This is a genomic window from Afipia felis ATCC 53690 (genome assembly GCF_000314735.2).
Taxonomy (GTDB): Bacteria; Pseudomonadota; Alphaproteobacteria; order Rhizobiales; family Xanthobacteraceae; genus Afipia; species Afipia felis.
The window spans coordinates 1,159,396-1,182,616 of record NZ_KB375270.1 but is presented as its reverse complement, the minus strand read 5'-3'; the positions used below and the strand labels follow the sequence as shown (position 1 = coordinate 1,182,616).

Below are 23,221 nucleotides of genomic sequence, written 5' to 3'. Positions count from 1 at the left end.
TGAAATCTCTTACCGTGCGGCTTCCTTCATCGCTGTTCTCAACGACGAGAAAATCTGCCTGTCTCCGAGATGGGCGACGTTGAAGCGGATGAACGACCGTGCCGATTGGGATACGCTGAACACGTTACCCGGCGCGAGCACCACGCCATCCTCCATGCATCGCCGCGCCAGTGCCGTGGAGTCGTGGCCATCGGGCAGACGGCACCAGAGATAGTAGCCGCCGCGCGGCTTGATCCATGGAACGATGCCGAGCGCTGCCAGTCGGTTCGCTGCATCTTTCCGGGCGCGGGTCAGTCGCTGGCGTACTTCGTCCATATGCTTGCGATAACTGCCACCAGCGAGAACGCCTGCGATCAGTTCTGTGGCGACCGGGCTCGGGCCACCGAAGTTTATCGCCAGTTGCAGATCGACCAGATTTTCGATCCAGTCGGTTCTTGCCGCGATATAGCCGCAACGTGCTGCGGCCGAGAGTGTCTTGGAAAAGCTGCCGATCCTGATGACACGATTAAGTCCGTCGAGGGTGGCGAGGCGCGGGGATAATGTCGGTTCGAAATCCGCGAAGATGTCGTCTTCGACGATAGTGAGGCCATGAATCGCCGCGGCGCTGACGATGCGATGCGCAGTTTGCGGTGAGAGGCTGCCGCCGGTCGGGTTATGGAGCGCCGAATTCGTGATGTAGAGGCGCGGACTGTCGCTGACCAGCGCCTGCTCGAAGGCGGCGGTGTCAGGGCCGGTGGGTGTGAACGGAATGCCGACGATCCGGACCTGATGCGCGCGCAGCAGCGCCTGGAAGTTGAAGTAGCACGGGTCGTCGACCAGAACGGTGTCGCCGGGCCGCAGCAGCAGGCGGCAGATCAAATCGGTCGCCTGCGTCCCGGAGGACGTCAGCAGGATCTGGTCCGCTGTCGCCGAAATGCCTTCGTCAGCAAAGCGGCCGAGCAGCAGGCGGCGCAACGCAAGCGAGCCGCGCGTGCTGCCGTAGTCGGACAGTAGCGTGTCGTCGGCGCGGCCGAGGGCGCGCAGTCCTTTCCGAAGCGCGGCGTTTGGCATCCAGTCGGCGGGCAGCCACCCGCAGCCGGGTTTGAGGACGGAAGGGGCGGCGTCGAGCGATTGCCGCGACACCCAGAACGGATCGACATCGCGCTCGCGCGAGGGTCCCATTTCCGCCAGAGCCATCGGTGGCAGATCGGCGCCTGTCACGTAGAAACCGGAGCCTCGCCGCGCGCGAATGACGCCCTCGGCTTCGAGGCGATCATACGCCTCGACCACGGTGGAGGGAGAGACGCCCATTGTCTCGGCGAAGCGGCGAACCGAGGGCAGGCGATCGCCCGGACTCAATGCCCGGTTCGCGATCCGGCTGCGCACCGCGTTCATGAGGGATTCCGTTCGCGTGATTTCGGTGCTGCCCATAGAGCCCTCCCGCAAACTGTACTCATCACATTATCAGTACAGTTTTGTGGAATTGTATCTCACTGTCCCTGTCCGCGCCAGACCGGAGCCGCTATGGCAACGGCTCAAGGAAGCGAGAACTCCATGGAACGGACAACGGCAGGGTGGGGCAGCGGCCTTCTCGGCGTCATCATCTTCAGCGGATCGCTCCCGGCCACGCGCGTGGCCGTCGCGGATTTCTCGCCGATGTTTCTGACTGCGGCGCGTGCGGTGATCGCCGCGTTCCTCGGCGCGATGTTTCTGCTCGCGCTGCGCCAGACGCGGCCCGGGCGTCGCGACATCTTCCCGCTGACATTGGTAGCCATCGGCGGCGTGATCGGCTTCCCATTGTTGACGGCGATGGCGCTTCAGCACGTCACTTCTGCGCATTCCCTGGTTTTCATCGGGCTGCTTCCGCTCGCGACCGCGATCTTCGGCGTGCTGCGGGGCGGAGAGCATCCCAAGCCCGCGTTTTGGCTGTTTTCGATCATGGGAGCCGCGGCCGTCGCCGGCTTCGCGCTTTATGGCAGCGATCGCGGCACGGTTGCGGGCGATCTGCTGATGATAGCTGCCATTCTGGTGTGCGGTCTTGCCTATGCGGAAGGGGCCGTGCTCTCGCGCAGGCTTGGCGGCTGGCAGGTCATTTCATGGTCGCTGATCATGTCCCTGCCGGTGATGGGCGCGATCATCCTGTTCACGCTGCCCGCAACATGGAGCGGTATCGGCCTTCCCGCCTGGATCGGTCTCGCCTATGTCTCGGTCTTCAGCATGATGCTGGGATTCATCTTCTGGTATCGCGGTCTCGCGCTGGGCGGCATCGCCGGTGTCTCGCAGTTACAACTGCTGCAACCGTTCTTCGGCTTCCTGCTGGCGGCGATCTTTCTGGGAGAGCCAATCGCGTGGAGCATGATCGCGTCCACCTTGATTGTCATCGTCTGCGTGGCGGGCGCCAAGCGTTTCGTCTGAGTGTTTGAACTGCTTGTTCACCGCCAGCGGCGGTGCAGCCACAGCCACTGTTCGGGATGTTCACGAACCCATCCCTCGATCACCGAGGTGACGCGCTGCATGGTGCCCTTAATATCGACGTCGCCTGAGGCGTCGCGCGCGGGCTCGATGCGCTCGGTGAGATCGACGCGGAAGCGCCGGTTCGGCAACCGCACGACGCGCACGCCGTGGACCGGGCAATCGATCTGGCGGACAAGGCGGGCGAGCAGGGGGTTGGCCTTCACCTTCCGGCCGAAAAACATGACATCGACGCCGCGTCCGAAATGCTGGTCCACCAGCATGCCTATATGGACGCCGCGCTGAAGAGCGGCGGCGAGCTTGATCGGCGCGTCATGGGTGGTGGCGATCATCTCGCCCATGTTAACCGAGCGCAATTCCTGCACCGCGCGGTCGGCGGCGGCGATGTTGGGGCGACGGAACAGCACGGCGGAGTCGAGGCCGTGGGTTGCGGCCGCAAGCGCCGGAAGCTCCCAGTTGCCGAGATGGCTTGCGAAGATCAGCGCGCCCTTGCCGTCGTTCTTCAGTTCCTGAAACAGCGCCTCTGTCTGCGGGGTGAACTCGACGCTGTTCGTTTCCGGCGTTGCCGGATCGTACTTCCAGATATGGTCGAGATGGGCGAACTCCGCGCCGATGCGGCCGAGATTGTCCCACACGCCACTGAGGATCTGTTCGATCTCGTCCGGCGATTTTTCTGGGAAAGCAGCGGTAAGGTTGGCGCGTGCCACGCGATGCTCTCGCCACCACGGGCCGATCGTGCGCGTGATCTTGGCGAAGAAGTCGCCGGTCTTCTCGGCGTCGAAACGCCGCGTGGTACGCAGCAGGCCGACCGCCGCCGCGCCGACGATGGCGTTTTTCACCGCAACGGCTTTGTCGCGGAGAAATCTCTTTATGCGATGGAGGATGCGGATCATTTACAGGGTGACGATGATCTTGCCGAACACCTGACGGCTTTCCATCCGCTCCAGCGCCTTGTCCACGTTCTCGACCGGGACCTCGGTGTCGATCACGGGCTTGATGCCCTGCGCCATCTTGTCGAGGCTCTCGGCGATGTTGCGCATGCTCGCGCCGAACGAGCCGATGATGCGGTACTGCTGCTGGAACAGTTGCATCAGGTTGATGGTGGTGGTGGGGCCGGAGGTCGAGCCGCAGGTGACGAGGCGGCCGCCGCGCTTGAGGCAGAGCAGCGAGCCGTTGAAGGTATCCGCGCCGACATGCTCGAACACGACATCGACGCCCTTCTTCTTGGTGATCTTGCGCGTCTCGCCCTCGAAACGGTCCTTGCGATAGTTGATGACGTAGTCCGCGCCGAGCGCCTTCACGCCCTCGATCTTCTCGTCGCTGCCGACCGTGGTGATGACGGTGCAGCCGATGGCCTTCGCCATCATGATCGCGACCGTGCCGATGCCGGAGCCGCCGGCGTGGACGAGCACTGTCTCGCCCGGTTGCAGCTTGGCGTTGTCGAACAGCATGTGCTGCACGGTGGAGAAGGCAATCGGCGCGCATGCGGCATCGCGCAGGCTGACGTTGTCCGGCACCGGAATGACCAGCCGCTCATCGAGGTTCATCAACTCGCGCGCGAAACCATCGACATGGAAGCCCATGATGCCCGCGACGTTCTCACAGAGGTTGTCGCGGCCCTCCGTGCAGGCCTTACAGGTGCCGCAGGTCAGCGCGCCATACATCACGACCTTCTGGCCGGGCTTGAAGCGAGTAGCGTTCTTGCCGGCCGAAACGATCTCGCCAGAGGCTTCCGCGCCGACGACCAGCGGCATCTTGCGCTTGGCGAAGGCCATGCCGCGATAGCCCCAGACGTCGATATGGTTGAGCGCGACCGCGCGCACGCGGATCTGCACCTCGTTATCCGCCGGAGGAGGCGGCGGAGGCAGTTCGGCGACCGTCAACTGGCGGTCGGCAACGAGGGTAAGCGCGCGCATGGGAGGCGTCCTGAAAACAAATCAGCCGTGGGAAGACAGGAGGTATCGCCGCTTGGCGCGCCCGCGTCAACCGGCCAGAAAGACATTGTACGTCAGTGCTTTAGACGGGCTCGCGAGTCAGAATCAGCGAGGCGTTCTGTCCGCCGAAGCCGAACGAATTCGACATCACCGCCGTCACCTTGGCGTCGCGAGCCGTGTTCGGCACCACGTCGAACGGGATCGCGGGATCGGGAATGTCGTAATTGATCGTCGGCGGAATGCGCTGGTGCTCGAGCGTCAGCAGCGAGAACACCGCCTCGACCGCGCCGGCGGCCGACAGCGTATGCCCGACCATCGATTTGTTGGACGAGACCGGTATCTGTGTCGCGCGTTCGCCGAACACAGTGGAGATGCCGAGATACTCCATCTTGTCGTTTTCCGGCGTGCCAGTGCCGTGGGCATTGATGTAGTCGATCTGTTCGACGTTCATGCCCGCATCGTCGAGCGCCTTGCGCACGCAGCCGATGATCGGCTTGCCGTCCGGGCTCGAGCGGGTGCGGTGGAAGGAATCGGCCAGTTCGCCGCATCCGGCCAGTACGCCGAGAATTGTCGCGCCGCGCGCGGTCGCGGCCTCGTAGCTTTCCAGCACCAGCGCGCCTGCGCCTTCCGCCATCACGAAGCCGTCGCGGTTCTTGGCGAAGGGGCGGACGGCCGTCTCCGGCCGGTCGTTGTTGGTGGATAGGGCCGAAAGCAGCGAGAAGCGGATCAGCGCTTCGGGATTGACCGAGCCGTCAGTCGCAACGCACAGCGCCGCGTCGGCTTCGCCGCGCCGGATCGCCTCGACGCCGAGCTGGATCGCGGTCGCGCCCGATGCACACGCCGTGGAGAGTGAAATCGGCGAGCCCTTGGTGCCGAACCGGTCGACCAGATGATCGGCGACAGAGCCAAACAGGAAACGCTGGTGGAAGTCTGCGAACTTGCCGCCGCCGCTGACCTTGAGCATGGCGTCGTAGTCGATGCCGGACGTCGCGCCGGTCGCACGCGCAGCTTCAAGGCGCGCCATCCATTCGACCTCGACGGGAGCGACCGCGAGAAACAGCGGGCCGGGGAAGTCGCCTTTGGCTCCGATGGAAGCCTGCGAGATCGCTTCTTCGGTGGCGAGGTCGGCGAGCTTGTCGGAGAGCGTAGTGGAGACGAACGGCTCGACCGGAATGAAATCGACGGTGCCCGCCATCGTGGTGCGCATGCCGTCGATCGGGAAGCGGGTGATGGTGCGGATACCGGATTCGCCCGCCGTGAGCTTCTTCCAGTTTTCGACCTTGCCCGCGCCGAGCGAGGTGACGACGCCCATGCCGGTGACGACAACAGTAGGGCGGCCGAACTTGTCTTTCGCTGCGCTCATGCGGGTTCTCCGATCTTATGCCGGAACAGATTCGACCAGCGCCATGCCTTCGCCCCGCCAGTGTCCGGTGTTGACCACGACAATCTGGGAGGGGGAGGCGGTGGTTTCAACCTCGATGCCGGTCGTATCGTTGGCTGCGAACAATTTCCCCTTGGACAGAGACAGCGCTGCCAGCGCGAGCCCGAGCGGGAATTGCACCTCGACGAGATGGCCGAACGACGTGCCGAGCGCGCGCACCGGCGCGCTTGCATGCTTCTTCAGGAACGCGCGTTCTTCGTCGGTCGCGGGAGCTGCGCCGGTCGCAGCCGTCAGGATCGGCGCATCCGTGTTCGCGCCGAGCTTCGACCACAGGCCGTCGAGCACGGCCGTGATGTTGCCCGGCGTCGAGCGGCGGGCGTGATCCGAGACGACGTGGGTGAGCCGCGCGAACGGTTTCGCGCCGCGCGCCTGCGCGTGCTCTTTCGATTCGATGACGAGGAAGGCGCCCCCGGAGCCGAGCGCGAAGCCCGAATGAGCAGCGTCGCGCGCCCAGACCGGAGCGAATTTGTCCTTCAGCGCGAAGTTGCCGAACTCGTAGAGCATCAGCAGATCTTTGCGCTCGCCATTATGCGCGGCGCCGACCAGCGCGACATCGCTTTGGCCGGAGACGATACGCGCAAGCGCGATACGGAAGGCGTCGGTGCCAGCGGCTTCCTCGCCCATGAAAGTACGGGAAGAACCGGTAACGCCGTGCACGATCGAGATGTTGCCCGCGAGCAGGTTGGAGAGTTGTGCGAGGAACAGCGTCGGGCGCAGATCGCTCATCAGCCGCTCGTTCAGCGTGCCGGGCGCAGCGTTGCCCTGGGCCTGATCGTTGATGACTGCGGCATCGACGGCGAGGTCACGCTCGCCGCCGCCTGCGGCAACGATCATGTCCATGCGCGAGAGAATGTCCGTGTTGCCCTTGAGGCCCGCGCTCTCGAGTGCGAGACCGGCCGCGTAGGTACCGATCCGCTGCCAGGCTTCCATCTGGCGCTGGTCGCCCTTCTTCGGAATCTGCGCGTCGTAATTCAGTTTGACGATCGGATGCACCGGATAGGGGGCAAAGGTCGTCTCGTCGACATTGACCCGACGCGCCTGCAGCGCGTCCCAGTGCTGGTCGAGGCCTTCGCCCAGCGAGGAGGCGAGGCCGATGCCGGTGATCCAGACTTCGCGAGCCGAAGACGAGTTGCTCATGACGTGGCCTGTCCGGGAAATCCGATCTGCCGGGCCATCTGTTCCATATGGCCGCGCAAATCTGCGTTGGGAAACGGTGTGTGGCGGAAGGTGAGTTCCGCATTGCACTTCAGCTTGCCGTCGACGCTGATCTTGGCCGCTGTGACGGCGAAGCCGGACCCGTCGTGAACGACGTGGGCATCCACGGTAAGGGGTTCGCCCGGCTTGATGAAGTCGCGCATCTTGGCTTCCTTGACGGAGGCAAGGAACGGCATGCGTTCGAAGTTCAACAATGCGATCAGCAGCCAGCCCGAGGTCTGCGCCATGGTCTCGATCAGCAGCACGCCGGGCATCAGCGGATAGCCGGGGAAGTGGCCCTCGAAGACCGAGCTTTGCTGCGGTACCTGTGCGGAGACGGTGATACGTCGCTCGCCGACATTGAGATCGGCGATGCGATCGACCATCTGGAAATATTCGAGGCGCATGGGCGTGCGCGTCAGGCGCCCTTGGCGGCGACCAACTCGTCGATGCGCGCGCTGAGGTTCTTCAGGACGAAATACTGTTCCGTCGTCGCCTTGCCGTCGTTGACCTCCTGCGTCCACTTTTCCAGCGGCAGCTTGATGCCGAACGCCTTGTCGATGGCGAAGGCGATATCGAGGAAGTCGAGGCTGTCGATACCGAGATCATCGATCGCGTGGCTTTCCGGCGTGATGGTGTCGCGCGGAATATCGCAGGTTTCGGCGATAATAGTGGCGACCTGATCGAACGTTGAGGACATTCAGTAAGCCTTTGATTTTTCTTGGTAAACGCCAGCCGGCGTAAGATGGGAACGGGCCAGCCGCCACACCCCCGTCGGCACGCCCGAAGCAACTGCCCGTATAACGGAGCGGGGCGTCGAGTTCAATGGCAGCGAGGCAAACTCTGGGTTGCGCTTGGGGACGTTTTCGCCCCTTTAGCTGTGCGGCGTGGTGTCGATTTCACCGCAGTTTCGCAGGCCCATCATGATGCAGTCCTGCGTCTGCCGCATGTGATTGAGGCTGGTGACGAGCCAGACCCCGACCACGATCAGAACGACGGCAAGTGCCGTCGCGGCAAGATTCGCCCACATCCGCTGACGATAGTCGACCGGTTCCGGTGCGGGAGATCGGGGGGCGGGCGCGGGCTTGGCCGGACGCGGACTGAACTTCACCACGCGGTCGTCACTGTCGGGAAAGTCAGGCGGGCGCGCCATGTCTTTGAATCTCGGCTTTGAATCTCGACTTCGAGTCTCGGTTGCTTCTGTCATTCAGGATAGGTCTGCACCGGCACCGGGACAAGGCGTCGCGGCCTCTCACCCGATTGTCCAATGCCGCACAAGTGATCCGCGCTCGCTCCTCATAAAATGGATGAACTGGCAACATTGCGCTCCATCGCCTGCGAACGGCGGACCGAAGGAGAGTGAAGATGGCCATCAAACGCGAGCCGTTGCTGCAGCCGGTGCCGATCATGTCGTTGCGCCCGACCCAGATGACGGTCGGAATGCGCGAGGTGAAGGAAAAGCAGAAGCGCTGGCGCGAGCATGGCTCGAAGAAGCAGGCGAAGCTGCTCGGCAGGCACCAGATTCCCGTCGTGGTCGGTCCCGACAAGCTGAATTATGTGATCGATCACCATCACCTGGCGCGTGCCCTTCATGAAGAAGGCGAGAAGGATGTGCTGGTCAGCGTGATCTCCGATCTGACCATGGTCGATCCCAAGGCGTTCTGGGTCGTGCTCGACAATCACCGTTGGGTCTATCCCTACGACGCGGACGGAGAACGTCGCTCTTACAAAGACTTGCCGAAGGATGTTGGCAAACTGAAAGACGATCCGTTCCGCAGTCTCGCCGGCGAATTACGGCGCGCGGGAGGTTTCGCCAAGGACACCACGCCGTTCAGCGAATTCCTTTGGGCGGATTTCCTGCGACGGCGGATGTCGCGCAAGGTGGTCGACAAGGATTTCGAAAAGGCGATGGAAAAGGCCCTCTCGCTCGCCAAGAGTAAGGACGCGGTCTATCTGCCGGGCTGGTGTGGCCCGACCGAGGACTGACCGCTGGCGCGATAAGTGGAGAGGTCAGGCCGGGTCGCCCGGCGTGACCAGACGTCGAAGCAGACGCTCCAGCGGCCCGCCGAATATCAAGAGCAGAAATGCGATCGCCAGCCCGACGGCGACGAGCCGCCATTGGCCAGCGCCGCAGATCACGCCGATGCAGGCGGCGAACCAGACACAGGCTGCGCTGGTGAGGCCGCGCACCTTGTGCTGCGCTTCGGCGTGGACGATGACGCCCGCGCCGAGGAAGCCGATGCCGGTGAGGATGCCTTGAACGACGCGGCTGACGGCATCCGTCATGTGCGCCGGATCAGGCCCTTGCGGCATGGCGAAGATCACGACGACAGCCGTTGCAAGACCGACGAGGCCGAGCGTGCGTAATCCGATCGGCTTGCCATGCAGATCGCGATTGAGGCCGATCGCGCCACAGGCCAGCGTTGCAACGCCGAGCCGTAACAGGATTTCAGACCATTCCATCATGAGCGCGTTACCGCAGCGGCTTCTTCAGCAGCGAATAGCGATCGGATTCGAGGCCGAGCGGCGAGGTCGGCTGCAGCATCGGCGAATCGACCAGCCGCTGTAGCGGACGATCTCCGACCCGGTCGGCGAAGCGATCCGAGACAAGCGGATCGTTCGGCGCATCGCGGTGCGTGGTGGAGCCGCGCCAGCGGTCGACGACGGAGCTGACGAAATGAATGTCGTGCCCATGATCGGAGACCGGCGTGGTCGCGATCGTCGCTTCGCTGCGCGGCAGTTGATGCGCAGGCACTTCCTTGAAGCGCAGCCGCGTCGGCAGCGCGACGCCTTCACCGAATGCCAGCACCTCGCGAGTGCCGAGCGACGGCACAAAGGACAGAAGATTGGCGGCGGCATCCGAGACAGCGGAGCGCAGCAGCCCCTGATCGCGCTCGTTGGCGAGCCGCATCGCGAATAGCGTGTTGCACTGGGAAAGAATGGTGGCGTCAAGTTCGGCCGGGCGCTGGGTGATGAGCCCGAGATAGACGCCGTATTTGCGGCCTTCCTTCGCGATGCGTGAGACCGCCTTGCGGGTCGGACCGAAACCGATGGTGCGGTCGGCGGACGCATAGCGGTGTGCTTCCTCGCAGACGAACAGGAGCGGTGAAGCACCGTCGCTCCACAGGCCGAAGTCGAACGCCATGCGACACAGCACTGAGACGACCGAATCCACGACGTCGGCAGGGAAGCCCGCAAGCTGCATGACCGTCATCGGCTTGCCGTTGGCGGGCAGGCGGAACAGGTGACTGATGACCTCGGCCATGCTGTCGCCGCCGACATTGGCGTTCTCGAACATAAAGCTGTAGCGCGCGTCGTTGCGCACAACTTCGATGCGCTGGATCAGCTTGTGATAGGTGATGCGCGAGGAGCGATTTTCCAGTTTGCCCATGCGCTCGTCGATCAGCGAGATCAGGTCGACCAGGCGATAGGGCACCGGCGTGTCCGGCGTGAAACCGGTGGGACGCGGCTCGGGCCGTTTCAGCCCTCCGTGCCGGTCGGAATTGCCATATTGCAGATAGGTCGCCTTGGCGATCGGGATGACTTCCGAGAGGACTTCCATCTCTTCGGGCACGCCGGGACGGCCGCCGAAAAGAACGTCGACAAATTCCTCGAAGTTGAACAGCCAGAATGGCAATTTCAGATTGCGCGGATTCAGCACGAGCGCGCGCGAGCCGAAGCAGCGGCCGTATTCGTTGTGCACGTCGAGCAGGAAGACGCGCAGGTTCGGTCGCGCCAGCAGGATCTCGTTGAGCAGCAGCGAGACGCTGGTCGATTTGCCGACGCCGGTGGAGCCCAGCACCGCAAAATGCTTGCTCAGCATCTCCTCGATGTTGACGTAGGCGGCGATGGACGCGTCCTGCTGCAGCGCGCCGATATTGACCTGATCGCGGCCCGTCGGCGTGTAGATGGTGCGCAGTTCGTTCGTCGTGAGAATGTCGACGGCATCGCCGATGGTCGGATAGGACGTGACGCCGCGCTGGAAGCGGCCCTCGTGCGAGATTTCACCAAGCAGGTCCACCGAGGCGACCGCGATGTGATTGTCGCGCATGTCGATGTTCTCGCGCGACATCTCGGTGATGATCGCGACGATGGTCGCCTTCGCGCTGCGGATGCCGAAGAACTGGCCGACGGTGGCGCGCAGGGTGGTGGGCGTTACCTCGGGACTCGCCACCACGCCAATGCGGGCTTGCGAGCCGCGCACGGAGACGACACGGCCAAGGGCGGCGATCTGGGGGATGGGCGGATTCAACATAAGAGCCGGCTTCGGAAGCTGTTTTTCCAGCCAACTATGCGCCTGCCATATTGCAGAAATTGTTAAGGGATAGGGGGCGGTTTGGCCGGTCGAGGTAGGGAAACGTTGTTTTCCTGGACACCGGCGCTGGTCTTGCACGTTTTGCGTCCGTTTCAATGGCGGCGGGGTGCCTGATCGACTTGACCTCAAGGACAGAGAGAGGGGTAGACAGAAAACGGAGATGGACATAAAGAGTGCCCATCTTTCAGTGATTTGCAAAGATCACAGCCGAGATTGCAAAGCTTTGTATTTAGTTTTGTAATTTCATCGGCTTAGGTGGGGAATGGTGTAACGGTAGCACAACAGACTCTGACTCTGTTTGTCTTGGTTCGAATCCAGGTTCCCCAGCCACTCTAAATCCTTGAACATTTTGTGAATTTTCGCCTCGCCGCTTGCCTGCGGCTGCGACTTCGCACATATCCCCCGCATCACGAAGCGCTGCCTGTTCTGACCTGTGACCGGCGGCATATCCCAAGCACCCTGAATCACGAGGTCGTCCTGCGCTCCGAATCCGGGCGTTCCGGAGGGCGGAGGCTTTAGACATGGACGCGATGGTCGGCTCGGCTCAATCGAACGCGGTTCGAGCCTATCACCCCGTATTGGCGATCCTTGCGCTGGCGCTTGGCTGTTTCGGTATCGGCACGACCGAGTTCGCGACGATGAGCCTGCTGCCTTATTATTCCCAGTCTCTGGGGATTGATGAAGTCGCTGCCGGGCACGTCATCAGCGCCTATGCGGTCGGCGTGGTTGTCGGTGCGCCGGTGCTTGCCGTCGCGGCGGCGCGTGTTCCGCGCAGGACGCTTTTGATGGTCCTGATGATGGTCTTCGGCATCGGCAACGGGCTGTCGGCTCTGGCGCCGAGCTATGGATGGCTTGTCGCGTCCCGCTTCATCGCCGGTTTGCCGCACGGAGCCTATATCGGCGTCGCCGCGTTGGTGGCTGCGACGCTGGTCCCTCGGGAGAGGAGAAGCCAGGCCATTTCCTACGTCTTCGCGGGCCTCACGGTGGCGACCATGTTCGGCGTGCCGTTGGCAAACATGCTCGGTCAACTCGTCGGCTGGCGCTGGAGCTTCGCGCTTGTTGCCGGGCTGGCCGCGCTCACGATGCTGCTGCTGCGGCTGTTCACGCCGCACGGCAAGGTGCATCACGAGGCTTCGCCCTTGCGCGAGCTTGGCGCGCTGCGACGGCCGCAGGTCTGGCTGACGCTCGGCATCGGGGCGATCGGCTTCGGCGGCATGTTTGCGGTCTACACCTATCTCGCCTCGACGATTCTGGAGGTGACGCATGCCTCGCCGTCGATGATCCCGCTTGCGCTCGGCGCATTCGGATTGGGATTCACGGTCGGAAACCTGTTCTGCGGCTGGGCCGCGGGGAAGGCCGTGCTGCGCGCCGCCGGTTTCATTCTTGTCTGGTGTATCGCGGTCATGGCGATCTATCCGTGGGCGACGGCCTCGATCTGGACACTCATTCCGGCCGTCTTCCTGATCGGCAGCAGCGGCGGTATGGGGCCCGTCCTGCAAACGCGGCTGATGGATGTCGCCAGGGACGCCCAGACTCTGGCAGCGACGCTCAATCACGCGGCCTTCAACACCGCGAACGCGCTCGGCCCGTGGCTTGCCGGAATGGCGCTGGCTGCGGGCTTTGGTCTTCCCTCGACAGGATGGGTGGGAGTGGCGCTCGCCTTTAGCGGCCTTTGCGTTTGGGCCTGCTCGGTCTGGCTGCAGAGGGCAACGGACTCCAAAGCCTCATAACTGCGACCAAAGCGCCGACAGGCGGCATTTGGCTGGAATCGGAGCCGCCAGAGGTATATCGGTGGGGATGTAGGCAAAGTCCGGCATAGGGCCGCAGATGCCTGGGTTACGCCGAGAAGTCGGTTTTGATCTCGCCGGTCGGTGGCAGACGAACTTCCCGCGATTAAAAGTGGGACATGTCATGTGGACATTGGACAAACACGCTGTTGGGCGAGAACCGAATGACGGTTCTGCCTCACCAACCTTAATCATCATCGCTTTGGGTCTGTTGTCTCTGCTCGTGCTAGGCGCGGCGGACGTGCATCGCGACTTGCTGATCGCCGCGATTTTTACAGTCGGCGAGTACGGCATCGAACCGCACTTCGTCGGCCCATAGGACAGGCGGTTTGAGCGGCGACAGGATGATGGCGGCTCAAGCGAGCGCCGTCATGGGTGTTGTTTGCCCCGCGAAGCGGTACATGAAAAGCGCGCCCGGAGGCGCGCTTTATATCGTGTGGCTGGGATAGCAGCCTTATCGTGACGGCCGTCCACCGCCGCCGCCGCCACCACCAGGACGCCCACCAGCACTACCACCGGGGCGACCACCTCCGGGCCTGCTGGCTCCCGGCCGTCCGCCGCCCGGCCTGCCCACGCCCGGTCTGTTTCCACCGGGACGATGGGCTCCCGAAGGAGGTCGTCCGGGGCGATGCACTCCTGAAGGCGGCCGTCCAGGACGATGAACCCCAGGCCGGCGATGCGGCGGGCGGTGCCAGCCACGCCAGCCGGAAGGTCCGCCCCAACCGAAGCCTCGGCGCCATTCATAGCCGCACCAGTACCAGCCGGGTCCGCGCCAGCCGTCCCAATACCAGCAGTAGCGGCGTCCGCCCCAGACGAACTGAGCGTCTTCGACGGGTGGCATGACATCCATGTTGAGCCCAAGCCCCAGGGGCTGGCCGATCATGGAAGCGCGAGCGGGACCGTTTGTTATTGCGGCCGCGGCAGTGAGGGTCACCGCGATTGCCAATATTCGGAGTCGTTTTTGCAATTTGGCCTCCTGACGATTGACGGATGAGGGATCACTTCTAACGGGAACTTATAACTGCGACATTTCGGCGAGGTTCCGCAGGCGATCATTTTTTAGTTCTTGTCCCGCTCTGGCACGGTCAAAGGATTCAGTTGATGAGTCACGCAGTCTCTGTCTGAGGCTGCTGTCACCAGACTCTAATTCAGCGGCCTCTACCGAAAGTGTTCACGCTCGTGAACCGATCAAAAGTGTCGGCACAGAATTTCATGACGCGGTTCGATGCCGACTGTTTGTCGCGTTCGCGCGAATTAGAATTTTTCAAATTCTAGAGTGCCGAATTGTAGCGCGGCATGAAAGTCACATGCGCAGCAGCAGTGCTGCCTTTCGATGCCTTCTAATTTCCAAAAACGTGTCAGCGCGATTCTGCGTGATAGGAGGACGAAGACATCCGCTGATGGCGGAATAAATTGTGGGGCACGAAATGAACGGCAAGTCGAAGGTTTTCACGCGCGCGATCTGTATGAGCGCGGTCAGCTATCTCGCGCTGATGATCAACGGTCCTTCGACAGTTCATGCACAGACGGCGCAAGTACCGCAAGCAAACCTCCCCGCCGTAACGGTGGATGCACCGAAGCCTCAGGTGAAACGACGCGCTGCTGTGCGTCCTTCATCGCGAGCACGTAACGCCTCGCGCAACGTCGCACGCAATCGAGGTGCGGAGCAGGCGGCGCAGGCGAGCCCCGCAAATGGGCGCGGCTTCGTCGAACGCGCGAACGGTCCGGTGCAGGGATATTCAGCCAGTCGTAGTGCGACCGGCACCAAGACCGACTCGCCGATCCTGACGACGCCGCAATCGATCTCGGTCGTAACCAAAGATCAGATCAGGGATCAGGGCGCGCAGACCGTGCAAGAGGCGCTGCAATACACGCCGGGCGTTGCGCTCCAGAGTTACGGCGCCAACGCGTTCTTCGATGGCTTCAAGATTCGCGGCTTCGATGCTCCACAATATCTGGATGGTTTGCGAATGCCTCGCGACGGCGTTCTGTTCGCGATGCCGAAGATCGAACCTTACGGCCTCGAACGTCTGGAAGTATTGAAGGGGCCGTCGTCCGGCCTTTACGGACAGACCGATCCCGGTGGTTTCATCAACATGATCAGCAAGCGGCCGACCGAGACGACGCATTACGATTTCGAAACGACTTTCGGCAACTTCAACTACAAGCAGGGCGCGTTCGATATCGGCGGACCGGTCGATAAGAACGGCGAGTTCCTGTATCGCATCGTGGGTCTGGGTCGGCTGGCCGATACGCCGACCGACTTCGTGCAGGACAACAAGCTGTTCATCGCGCCGAGCTTCACATGGCGGCCGACGAGTGACACCAGCTTCACGATGCTGTCGCAGTATCAGAAGATCGATAACAAGGGCTATCAGCAATACGTGCCCGCTGATGTATCGTTTCTCTACAATCCGAACGGGCGCATTCCTTACAGCCGCTACATCGGCGAGCCTGGCCTCGACGGCTACAAGCTCGAGCAAAGCTCGATCGGTTACGAATTCGCGCATCGCTTCGACAACAACCTCCAGTTCCGGCAGAACCTGCGTTACATGGAAGTCACCAACGATCTGCAGAGCGTACGCTCGGAGGGGATGGTCCCAGGTAGCAGCACGGAGGTGAACCGCAGTTATAACTATGTGAATTCGAAAGCGCAGAATTTTACTCTCGATAATCAGCTTCAAGCGGATTTTCAGACAGGCTGGCTGACGCACAAGGTTCTCGTAGGCCTCGATTACATGCATCAAACGGGAAGTTCGAATTACCGAAGCGCGGGTATCCTGCCTATCGATGCCTACAATCCGGTCTATGGGGCCATCCCGGGCCCGGCGCAGCAAGTTATGTTGCTGGACAATAAGCTCGATCAGGCCGGTCTGTATGCGCAGGATCAGATCAAGCTCGACCGCTGGACACTATCGATGACCGGTCGTCAGGATTGGGTTGATACCCAAGTGACTTCGGGGGCTTCGTTCCCGCCAGCAGGTACCTACACTCGTAGTGACTCAGCGCAGACGGGCCGTATCGGTCTGAATTATCTGTTCGACTTCGGCCTGTCGCCTTACGCCAACTATTCAACGTCGTTCGTTCCGAACGCCAATGCGAGTCGGACCGGCCAGTCGTTCAAGCCGACGACAGGCGAGGGCTGGGAGGTCGGTGTGAAATTCAAGCCTCTCGGCAGCAACCTCATGCTGACCGCGGCGTATTTCGACATCCGGCAGAACAACGTGCTGACGGCGGATCCCGTCAATCCTTTCTACAACGTACAAACCGATGCGGTCCGCTCGCGGGGCGTGGAATTGGAAGCGCGCGGCAACGTCACCCGAGAACTCGAAATCATCGCGGGTTACTCACATACGGAGGCGAAGAACGCTTCGAGTCTGTCCGGCGCTACAGGAAAGTATGTGAACGGCGTGCCGATCGATCAGGCATCGCTCTGGGCGAAATATACCTGGTTCGATGGACCGCTGGCGGGCCTCGGTCTGGGCGCGGGCGTTCGCTATGTCGGCAAAAGTTATGGCGACCTGATGAACACGTTCGCCATCCCGGACTACACATTGGTTGATGCGGCCATCAGTTACGATCTGGCCTACCTGAGTCCGAACATGAAGGGCTGGAGCACGGAGATCACCGGGAAGAACCTGGGAGATCGCTACTATGTCGCGTCGTGTCTGACCGGCACGGCTTACTGCGGACTTGGAACGTCGCGTACCGTTCTGGGAACGCTCAGGTATAGCTGGCACTAAAGGAGACGGAATTGGCGGCGAGCAAGTCACTTCGACGATGGGGATGGGTGCACAAATGGTCGAGCATCATTTGCACCGTGTTCATGCTGCTGTTGTGCGTGACGGGCCTGCCGCTGATCTTCCACGAGCAGATCGATGACGTCCTGCATTCGCAGGTCAAGGCGGCGGATGTTCCTGCGGGAACGCCGCTCGCCAATCTCGACGACGTGATGGCGGCGGTGCGGGCGCAGAAGCCGGACATGGTGCCGCACTTCCTGATCTGGGACCGGGACGACCCGAACGCGCTGATGGTGAGTGTCGGCAAGACGATCGATTCCGATCCGTCCAAGAATACGCTCGCGCGCGTGGATGCTCACACCGCGGCCTATCTCGATGCACCGGATGTCACCGGCCGATTCACCTACATCATGCTGAAGCTGCACACCGACATGTTCGCAGGGCTGCCGGGCAAGCTGTTCCTCGGCTTCATGGGCATCCTGTTCTGCGTGGCGATCATTTCCGGCATCGTGGTCTACGCGCCGTCGATGCGGAAGCTTGATTTCGGTACCTATCGGCGCGAGCGGAAGCGGGTGGTGCGCTGGCTCGACGTGCACAATCTCGCCGGCATCCTGCTCGTGATGTGGACGCTGGTCGTCGGCTTCACCGGCGTGATCAACACCTGGGCCGATCTCGTCATCAAATACTGGCAGTTCGATCAGCTTGCGGCGATGACGGCGCAATACAAGGATCGTCCCGTCGTCGCGCATCCGGCCTCGATCAACGAGGCGGTAAAGGTCGCGATGAAAGCAGAGCCCGACATGAAACCGTCGTTCGTCGCGTTTCCGGGCACGATCTTCAGCAGCAAGAGCCACTATGCCGTGTTCATGCGCGGCGACACACCTTTGACATCGCGGCTGCTGAAGCCTGCGCTGATCGATGCGCAGACCGGCGCGATGACTGACAGCCGCGAAATGCCCTGGTACGTGGCGACGCTGCTGCTGTCGCAGCCGCTGCATTTCGGCGATTACGGCGGCATGCCGCTGAAGATCATCTGGGCGATCCTCGATGTCATCACGATCGTGCTTCTGGTGACAGGACTTTATCTTTGGCTGCGGCGGCGCAAATCGGGCGTCAGCCTCGAACGGTCCGTCGCGAGTGTCTCGGCGCTGGAGCCGCAAACGCCATGAGTGGACGGCGCCTTTTTCCCAAGCATCGTACGCTGGGGCAGATTTTCGCGGTGCCGTTGCTCATCGGCGTGATGAGTATCGTCGGCCTTGTGGCGGCGCTCGTCGGAGATGGCATCTGGGATGGATTGTCGTGGCTGATGCTGGTCACGCCGATCGTCATCTATGCGGCCTGCATCTACATTCCCCGTCGCCCAAAAGCGCGCTGATCGGCCGAAGCGGCCGGACCGGGCACGTGCGATCTATCGTCGTATTCGCCGGGTCGGAGGCGGGGCAGGCGGGGTCGCGTCGGCAGCGGTCTCCGCGTTGTTCTTGACGTTATCCTTAACCTGCTGAAGCACGTCGAGCGCAGTCTGGAGCGAGGCGGCGGACGTGCCGCGCAGCGCTTCCGTGGCGATAGAATCGCGTAGGCTGTCGAGATCGCCGACGAGACGGCGCCCCGTTTCGGTCAAATATAGTTGATTGGCGCGGCGGTCGGTGGGGTGGGGCCGACGTTCAAGAAGACCTTGATCGACAAGGCGATCCAGCAATCGCACCAGCGATATAGGCTGCAATTCCATCACTTCCGCGAGATCGACCTGCGACAACCCTTCCTGCTGACGCAATCGAAAGAGCACGATCCACTGGGCGCGCGTCGTCCCGCGGCTTTTGGCGCGATGCTCGATATAGTTGCGCAGCAGCCGGGAAGATTCGACGAGCTGCGTGATTAACTGCCGTTTGAGATCGAGTGACATGGGCGCTGGACTGTGATGGTTGCCGTGGCAAGAGATTGGCAGCCTGACGAATAATTTATTCGCATGCTATCACATTAAGTGCTGGCATACTAAATAATACCAAACATATCTGCGGATCGGGTTCACGAGAGACGGAATGACGAAGTCTGGAATGCCTCGCTGGGGTTTTTTGTTGATCGCGCTGGTGGCTGTCGGCGCGGGTGTTGCCGTCTGGCGGGGCTTTGGCTCGCACAAGCCGAAGGCAGGGCCGCCGCCCGCGGTTCCGGTGACGATCGCGCCGGTCGAGAAGGCGGATTTCCCGGTCTATCTGTCGGGTCTTGGAACCGTGCAGGGTTTCAACACCGTGCAGGTGCGCACGCGCGTCGACGGTGAGATCACCCAGATCGTTTTCAAGGAAGGGCAGTTCGTCAAGGAAGGCGACCTGCTGGCTCAGATCGACCCGCGCCCGTTCCAGGCGACACTCGATGCGGCCAAGGCGAAGAAGGTGCAGGACGAGGCGAATCTCAACAACGCCAAGCTCGATCTCGCGCGCTCGACCAGGCTCGGCGAGTTCGCAACCCGCCAGACGGTGGATACGCAGAACGCCAATGTCCTGCAACTGACCGCGCAGATCGCAGGCGACCAGGCCGCGATCGACAATGCGCAGACGCAGCTCGACTATGCCAGCATCCGCGCGCCGATCGCGGGCGTCACCGGGATCCGCATGGTCGATGTCGGCAATATCGTGACGGCGGCCGCCCAGACGGCGATCGTTTCCATCGCGCAGGTCGAACCTATTTCGGTGATATTCACCGCGCCCGAGCAGCAACTGCCTGCGATCGCGGCGGCGATGAAGCGGGGACCGCTCAAGGTCATCGCCTTTACGACGGATGGACGGAAGCAGCTTTCGGAAGGCGTGCTTGCGCTTATGAACAATCAGGTGGATTCCACCAGCGGAACCATCCGGCTGAAAGCGACGTTCGACAACAAGAACCATGCGCTGTGGCCGGGACTGTCCGTCTCCACGCGGCTTCTGATCGAGACGGTGAAGGATGCAACCGTCGTTCCCGAAGACGCCGTGCAGCATGGCCCGAACGGCCTGTTTGCCTTCGTCGTGGCCGATGGCAACAAGGCCATGGCGCGGCCGGTCAAGGTCAGGGAAACCGGCAACGGAAAAAGCCTGATCGACAGCGGACTCACGATTGGTGAGCGGGTGGTGACACGCGGCCAATATCGCGTTCAGGAAGGATCGCTTCTGACCACGAAGGTCGCGGGCTCCGGCAACAACGACGAACCGAAAGCTGATTGATCATGGCCTACGGCGGCGTTTCGGCTCCATTCATTCGTTACCCGATCGCAACCTCGTTGCTGATGGTGGGCGTGCTGTTCGTCGGTCTGGTGGCGTATCCGTCGCTGCCGATCGCGCCGCTGCCGCAGGTCGACTTCCCGACCATCCAGGTTTCGGCGAGTCTGCCGGGCGCGAGTCCCGAGACGATGGCGTCCTCCGTCGCTCAGCCTCTGGAGCGGCAGTTCGCGCAGATTCCGGGTGTGGCTCAGTTGACCTCGACGAGTTCGCTCGGCTCGACGGCCGTGACCATCCAGTTCGATCTCAATCGCAATATCGACGGTGCGGCGAACGACGTGCAGGCGGCGATCAACGCCGCCGGCGGTCAGTTGCCAAAAAATCTGCCGACCCCGCCGACCTACCGCAAGGTCAATCCGGCGGACGCACCGATCATGATTTTGTCGGCGACGTCCGACACCATGCCACTGATCGAGGTCAACGACGCCATCGACAGTCAGCTCGCCCAGCAACTCAGCCAGATCACCGGCGTCGCGCAGGTGCTGATCGGCGGTCAGCAGAAGCCCGCGATCCGTATACAGATCGATCCCGCCAAGCTGGTGGCGAAAGGCCTCGGTCTGGAAGATGTCCGCACCCAGCTCGCTCTGACGACGGTGGATAGCCCGAAGGGCAACATCGACGGCAAGACCCGCAGCTATACGATCTATGCCAACGACCAGTTGCCTGCTTCGAAAGACTGGAACGACGTCATCATCGCCTATCGCAACGGCGGTCCGTTGCGGGTCCGCGACATCGGGCAGGCGGTCGCCGGTCCCGAGGACATGAAGCAGGCGGCGTGGGCGAACGGCAAGCGCGGCGTGTTCCTCGTCGTCTTCAAGCAGCCCGGCGCCAACGTCATCGAGACGGTCGACAAGATCAAGGCGCAGTTGCCGCGGCTGGAGAAGGCCATTCCGCCGGCGGTCAAGGTCAAGATCATGAGCGACCGCACCACGACCATTCGTGCCGCGGTCGAGGACGTGCAGTTCACGTTGCTCCTGACCATCGGCCTCGTGGTGATGGTGATCTTCGTCTTCCTGCGCAGCTTTTGGGCGACAGTCATTCCCAGCGTCACGGTGCCGCTGGCGCTGCTCGGCGCCTGTGCGCTGATGTGGATGGCGGGCTATACGCTCGACAATCTATCGTTGATGGCGCTCACCATCGCGGTCGGCTTCGTCGTCGACGACGCCATCGTGATGCTGGAAAACATCTCGCGTTATGTGGAGCAGGGGGAAGATCCGTTCCGGGCGGCGCTGAAGGGTGCCAGCGAAATCGGGTTCACCATCGTGTCGATCAGCGTTTCGCTGGTCGCGGTGCTGATCCCGCTGCTGCTGATGGGTGGCATCATCGGCCGCCTGTTCCGCGAATTCGCGGTGACGCTGGCGATGACGATCTTCGTCTCCATGATCGTGTCGTTGACGCTGACGCCGATGATGGCGTCCCGCTTCCTGCAACCGCATCAGGAGCATCAGCAGCACGGCAGGTTCTACCAATGGAGCGAGCGCATGTTCGACGGCATGCTGCGCTGGTACGAACGCGGCCTGAACCTCGTGATGCGCTGGCGCTTCACCACGCTGATGGTGTTCTTCGCGACGCTGGCGCTTTCGGTCATCCTGTTCATCGCGATCCCGAAAGGCTTTTTTCCACAGCAGGACAACGGACTGCTGACCGGCGCCTCGCAGGCGGCGCAGGATGTGTCCTTCGCGGAAATGATGCGCAAGCAGGAAGAGCTCGGCAAGATCGTCATGGACGATCCGGACGTCTACAGCGTTGCGATGGCCATCGGTGGTGGCGGCAGCTCGCTCAACACGGGCCGTCTTTATATTACGCTGAAGCCGCGTGACGAGAGAACGGCGCTTGCGCCGCAGATCATTGCCCGTATCCGCGCCAAGGCGGACAAGGTGGAAGGCGCGAAACTGTATCTGCAGGCGGCGCAGGACGTACGCCTCGGCGGCCGCGCCACCCGCACGCAATTCGAGTACACGTTGCAGGACGCGAACCTTGCCGAACTGAACGAGTGGGCGCCGAAAATCCTGTCCAAGATGCAGACGTTGCCGCAACTGCGCGACGTCGCGACCGACCAGCAGACCGAGGGCACCACGCTGACGTTGACCATCGACCGCGATACGGCGTCGCGTTACGGCATCTCGCCGCAACTGATCGACGACACGCTGTACGATGCGTTCGGTCAGCGCCAGATCGCGCAATATTTCACCCAGCTCAACAGCTATCACGTGGTGATGGAAATCCTGCCGGAGATGCAGGGCGACCTCGACAGCCTGCAGAAGATTTACGTCAAATCACCGACCACGGGCGATCAGGTGCCGCTCTCGGCCTTCGTGCACTGGACCACCGTTCCGGTGCGGCCGCTGTCGATCAGCCACCAGGGCCAGTTCCCGGCGATCACCATCAGCTTCAACCTCGCGCAGGGCGTAGCGCTGGGGCAGGCGACCGATGCCGTGCAGAAGGCGATGGATGAGATCGGCGCGCCTGCGACGTTGAACGGCAGCTTCCAGGGCACCGCGCAGGCCTTCCAGCAGTCGCTCGGCACCATACCGCTTCTGATTTTCGCCGCGCTTGTGGTGGTGTATCTGATCCTCGGCATCCTCTACGAGAGCTACATCCACCCGATCACGATTCTCTCCACGCTGCCGTCGGCAGGCGTCGGCGCGCTCGCGACGCTGATGCTATTCGGTTACGACTTCAGCCTCATCGCGCTGATCGGTATCGTGCTTCTGATCGGTATCGTGAAGAAGAACGGCATCATGCTGGTGGACTTCGCGATCGTGGCCGAGCGCGACGAGCATCTGTCGCCGGAAGAAGCAATCCACAAAGCGGCGCTGCTGCGCTTTCGCCCGATCATGATGACGACGATGGCGGCGTTGCTCGGCGGCGTGCCGTTGATGCTTGGGCAGGGTACCGGTTCGGAAATCCGTCAGCCACTCGGCTATGCGATGGTCGGCGGCCTGCTTGTCAGTCAGGTGCTGACGCTGTTCACCACGCCGGTGATCTATCTCTATCTCGATCAGCTATCGAACTGGATGTCGCAGTTCGGGCGTGGCACGCCATCCGACAGCGACCGCTCCGAACCGCCGGACGCGGTGTCGGAAGCCGCCGAATAAATCGGGATATCGCGCCGCA

General features: G+C 62.2%; 20 protein-coding genes and 1 tRNA gene. 10 read left to right on the top strand and 11 right to left on the bottom strand.

The features are described from left to right. Positions 1-9: 9 nt before the first annotated feature. The gene (locus HMPREF9697_RS05610) at positions 10-1,410 is read right to left on the bottom strand and encodes an aminotransferase-like domain-containing protein (RefSeq protein WP_002716195.1); all 1,401 of its coding nucleotides are present in this window, start codon (positions 1,408-1,410) and stop codon (positions 10-12) included. A 123-nt stretch (positions 1,411-1,533) separates the two neighbouring features. Here HMPREF9697_RS05610 and HMPREF9697_RS05605 point away from each other — a divergent pair, with 123 nt between their 5' ends. Beyond that, positions 1,534-2,394: a DMT family transporter gene (locus HMPREF9697_RS05605; RefSeq protein WP_040307823.1), complete on the top strand. Its 861-nt coding sequence runs from the start codon at positions 1,534-1,536 to the stop codon at positions 2,392-2,394. A gap of 17 nt (positions 2,395-2,411) precedes the next feature. On the opposite strand, the gene HMPREF9697_RS05600 is transcribed toward HMPREF9697_RS05605, so the two are convergent. From HMPREF9697_RS05600 to HMPREF9697_RS05570, 7 genes are all read right to left on the bottom strand, one after another. Continuing rightward, the gene (locus HMPREF9697_RS05600) at positions 2,412-3,344 is read right to left on the bottom strand and encodes a lipid A biosynthesis lauroyl acyltransferase (RefSeq protein WP_002716193.1); all 933 of its coding nucleotides are present in this window, start codon (positions 3,342-3,344) and stop codon (positions 2,412-2,414) included. Next, the gene (locus HMPREF9697_RS05595; RefSeq protein ID WP_002716192.1) at positions 3,345-4,367 is read right to left on the bottom strand and encodes a zinc-binding dehydrogenase; all 1,023 of its coding nucleotides are present in this window, start codon (positions 4,365-4,367) and stop codon (positions 3,345-3,347) included. Positions 4,368-4,467: 100 nt separating this feature from the next. Beyond that, on the bottom strand, positions 4,468-5,748 hold the full coding sequence (locus HMPREF9697_RS05590) for a beta-ketoacyl-ACP synthase (protein ID WP_002716191.1): 1,281 nt from the start codon (positions 5,746-5,748) through the stop codon (positions 4,468-4,470). Positions 5,749-5,763: 15 nt separating this feature from the next. Next, positions 5,764-6,963 carry a beta-ketoacyl-ACP synthase gene (locus HMPREF9697_RS05585; protein ID WP_002716190.1) on the bottom strand — a complete coding sequence of 400 codons (1,200 nt, stop codon included), beginning with the start codon at positions 6,961-6,963 and terminating at the stop codon, positions 5,764-5,766. Beyond that, complete coding sequence (locus HMPREF9697_RS05580; protein ID WP_002716189.1) at positions 6,960-7,427, bottom strand: 3-hydroxyacyl-ACP dehydratase FabZ family protein; 468 nt, start codon at positions 7,425-7,427, stop codon at positions 6,960-6,962. The genes HMPREF9697_RS05585 and HMPREF9697_RS05580 overlap by 4 nt, the downstream gene beginning before the upstream one ends. 11 nt (positions 7,428-7,438) lie before the next feature. Continuing rightward, on the bottom strand, positions 7,439-7,720 hold the full coding sequence (locus tag HMPREF9697_RS05575) for an acyl carrier protein (protein WP_002711294.1): 282 nt from the start codon (positions 7,718-7,720) through the stop codon (positions 7,439-7,441). Positions 7,721-7,894: 174 nt separating this feature from the next. Beyond that, on the bottom strand, positions 7,895-8,173 hold the full coding sequence (locus HMPREF9697_RS05570; protein WP_002716188.1) for a hypothetical protein: 279 nt from the start codon (positions 8,171-8,173) through the stop codon (positions 7,895-7,897). 212 nt (positions 8,174-8,385) lie between these two features. Between HMPREF9697_RS05570 and HMPREF9697_RS05565 the strand changes: the two genes are divergently transcribed. Next, positions 8,386-9,006, top strand: a complete 621-nt coding sequence (locus HMPREF9697_RS05565) for a ParB-like protein (RefSeq protein ID WP_002716187.1) — start codon at positions 8,386-8,388, stop codon at positions 9,004-9,006. Positions 9,007-9,030: 24 nt separating this feature from the next. Here the strand turns inward: HMPREF9697_RS05565 and HMPREF9697_RS05560 are convergent, their stop codons facing one another. After that, a complete protein-coding gene (locus tag HMPREF9697_RS05560; RefSeq protein WP_002716186.1) occupies positions 9,031-9,486 on the bottom strand; it encodes an MgtC/SapB family protein in 456 nt (151 codons plus the stop codon). A gap of 7 nt (positions 9,487-9,493) precedes the next feature. Next, positions 9,494-11,275: an ATP-binding protein gene (locus HMPREF9697_RS05555; RefSeq protein ID WP_002716185.1), complete on the bottom strand. Its 1,782-nt coding sequence runs from the start codon at positions 11,273-11,275 to the stop codon at positions 9,494-9,496. 316 nt (positions 11,276-11,591) lie between these two features. On the opposite strand from HMPREF9697_RS05555, the gene HMPREF9697_RS05550 reads away from it, so the two are divergent. From HMPREF9697_RS05550 to HMPREF9697_RS05520, 6 genes are all read left to right on the top strand, one after another. Beyond that, positions 11,592-11,665 (top strand) — tRNA-Gln (locus tag HMPREF9697_RS05550). Between the two features lie 191 nt (positions 11,666-11,856). Further along, the gene (locus HMPREF9697_RS05545) at positions 11,857-13,065 is read left to right on the top strand and encodes an MFS transporter (protein WP_002716184.1); all 1,209 of its coding nucleotides are present in this window, start codon (positions 11,857-11,859) and stop codon (positions 13,063-13,065) included. Positions 13,066-13,246: 181 nt separating this feature from the next. Beyond that, entirely contained in the window at positions 13,247-13,441 is a 195-nt protein-coding gene (locus HMPREF9697_RS05540) for a hypothetical protein (protein WP_002716183.1), read from the top strand. 1,108 nt (positions 13,442-14,549) lie between these two features. After that, positions 14,550-16,865: a TonB-dependent siderophore receptor gene (locus HMPREF9697_RS05530; RefSeq protein ID WP_002716181.1), complete on the top strand. Its 2,316-nt coding sequence runs from the start codon at positions 14,550-14,552 to the stop codon at positions 16,863-16,865. 11 nt (positions 16,866-16,876) lie between these two features. Further along, positions 16,877-18,031 (top strand): PepSY-associated TM helix domain-containing protein, encoded by a 1,155-nt coding sequence (locus tag HMPREF9697_RS05525; protein ID WP_002716180.1) that lies wholly within the window; start codon positions 16,877-16,879, stop codon positions 18,029-18,031. Beyond that, the gene (locus HMPREF9697_RS05520) at positions 18,028-18,237 is read left to right on the top strand and encodes a hypothetical protein (RefSeq protein ID WP_002716179.1); all 210 of its coding nucleotides are present in this window, start codon (positions 18,028-18,030) and stop codon (positions 18,235-18,237) included. Before HMPREF9697_RS05525 ends, HMPREF9697_RS05520 begins: the two co-directional genes overlap by 4 nt. 33 nt (positions 18,238-18,270) lie before the next feature. Here HMPREF9697_RS05520 and HMPREF9697_RS05515 read toward each other — a convergent pair whose 3' ends face one another. Continuing rightward, positions 18,271-18,762 carry a MarR family winged helix-turn-helix transcriptional regulator gene (locus HMPREF9697_RS05515; protein WP_002716178.1) on the bottom strand — a complete coding sequence of 164 codons (492 nt, stop codon included), beginning with the start codon at positions 18,760-18,762 and terminating at the stop codon, positions 18,271-18,273. A 136-nt stretch (positions 18,763-18,898) separates the two neighbouring features. Between HMPREF9697_RS05515 and HMPREF9697_RS05510 the strand changes: the two genes are divergently transcribed. Together HMPREF9697_RS05510 and HMPREF9697_RS05505 are read left to right on the top strand one after the other, a co-directional pair. Further along, entirely contained in the window at positions 18,899-20,050 is a 1,152-nt protein-coding gene (locus tag HMPREF9697_RS05510; RefSeq protein ID WP_002716177.1) for an efflux RND transporter periplasmic adaptor subunit, read from the top strand. Positions 20,051-20,052: 2 nt separating this feature from the next. After that, on the top strand, positions 20,053-23,202 hold the full coding sequence (locus HMPREF9697_RS05505; protein WP_002716176.1) for a multidrug efflux RND transporter permease subunit: 3,150 nt from the start codon (positions 20,053-20,055) through the stop codon (positions 23,200-23,202). Positions 23,203-23,221: the final 19 nt, after the last annotated feature.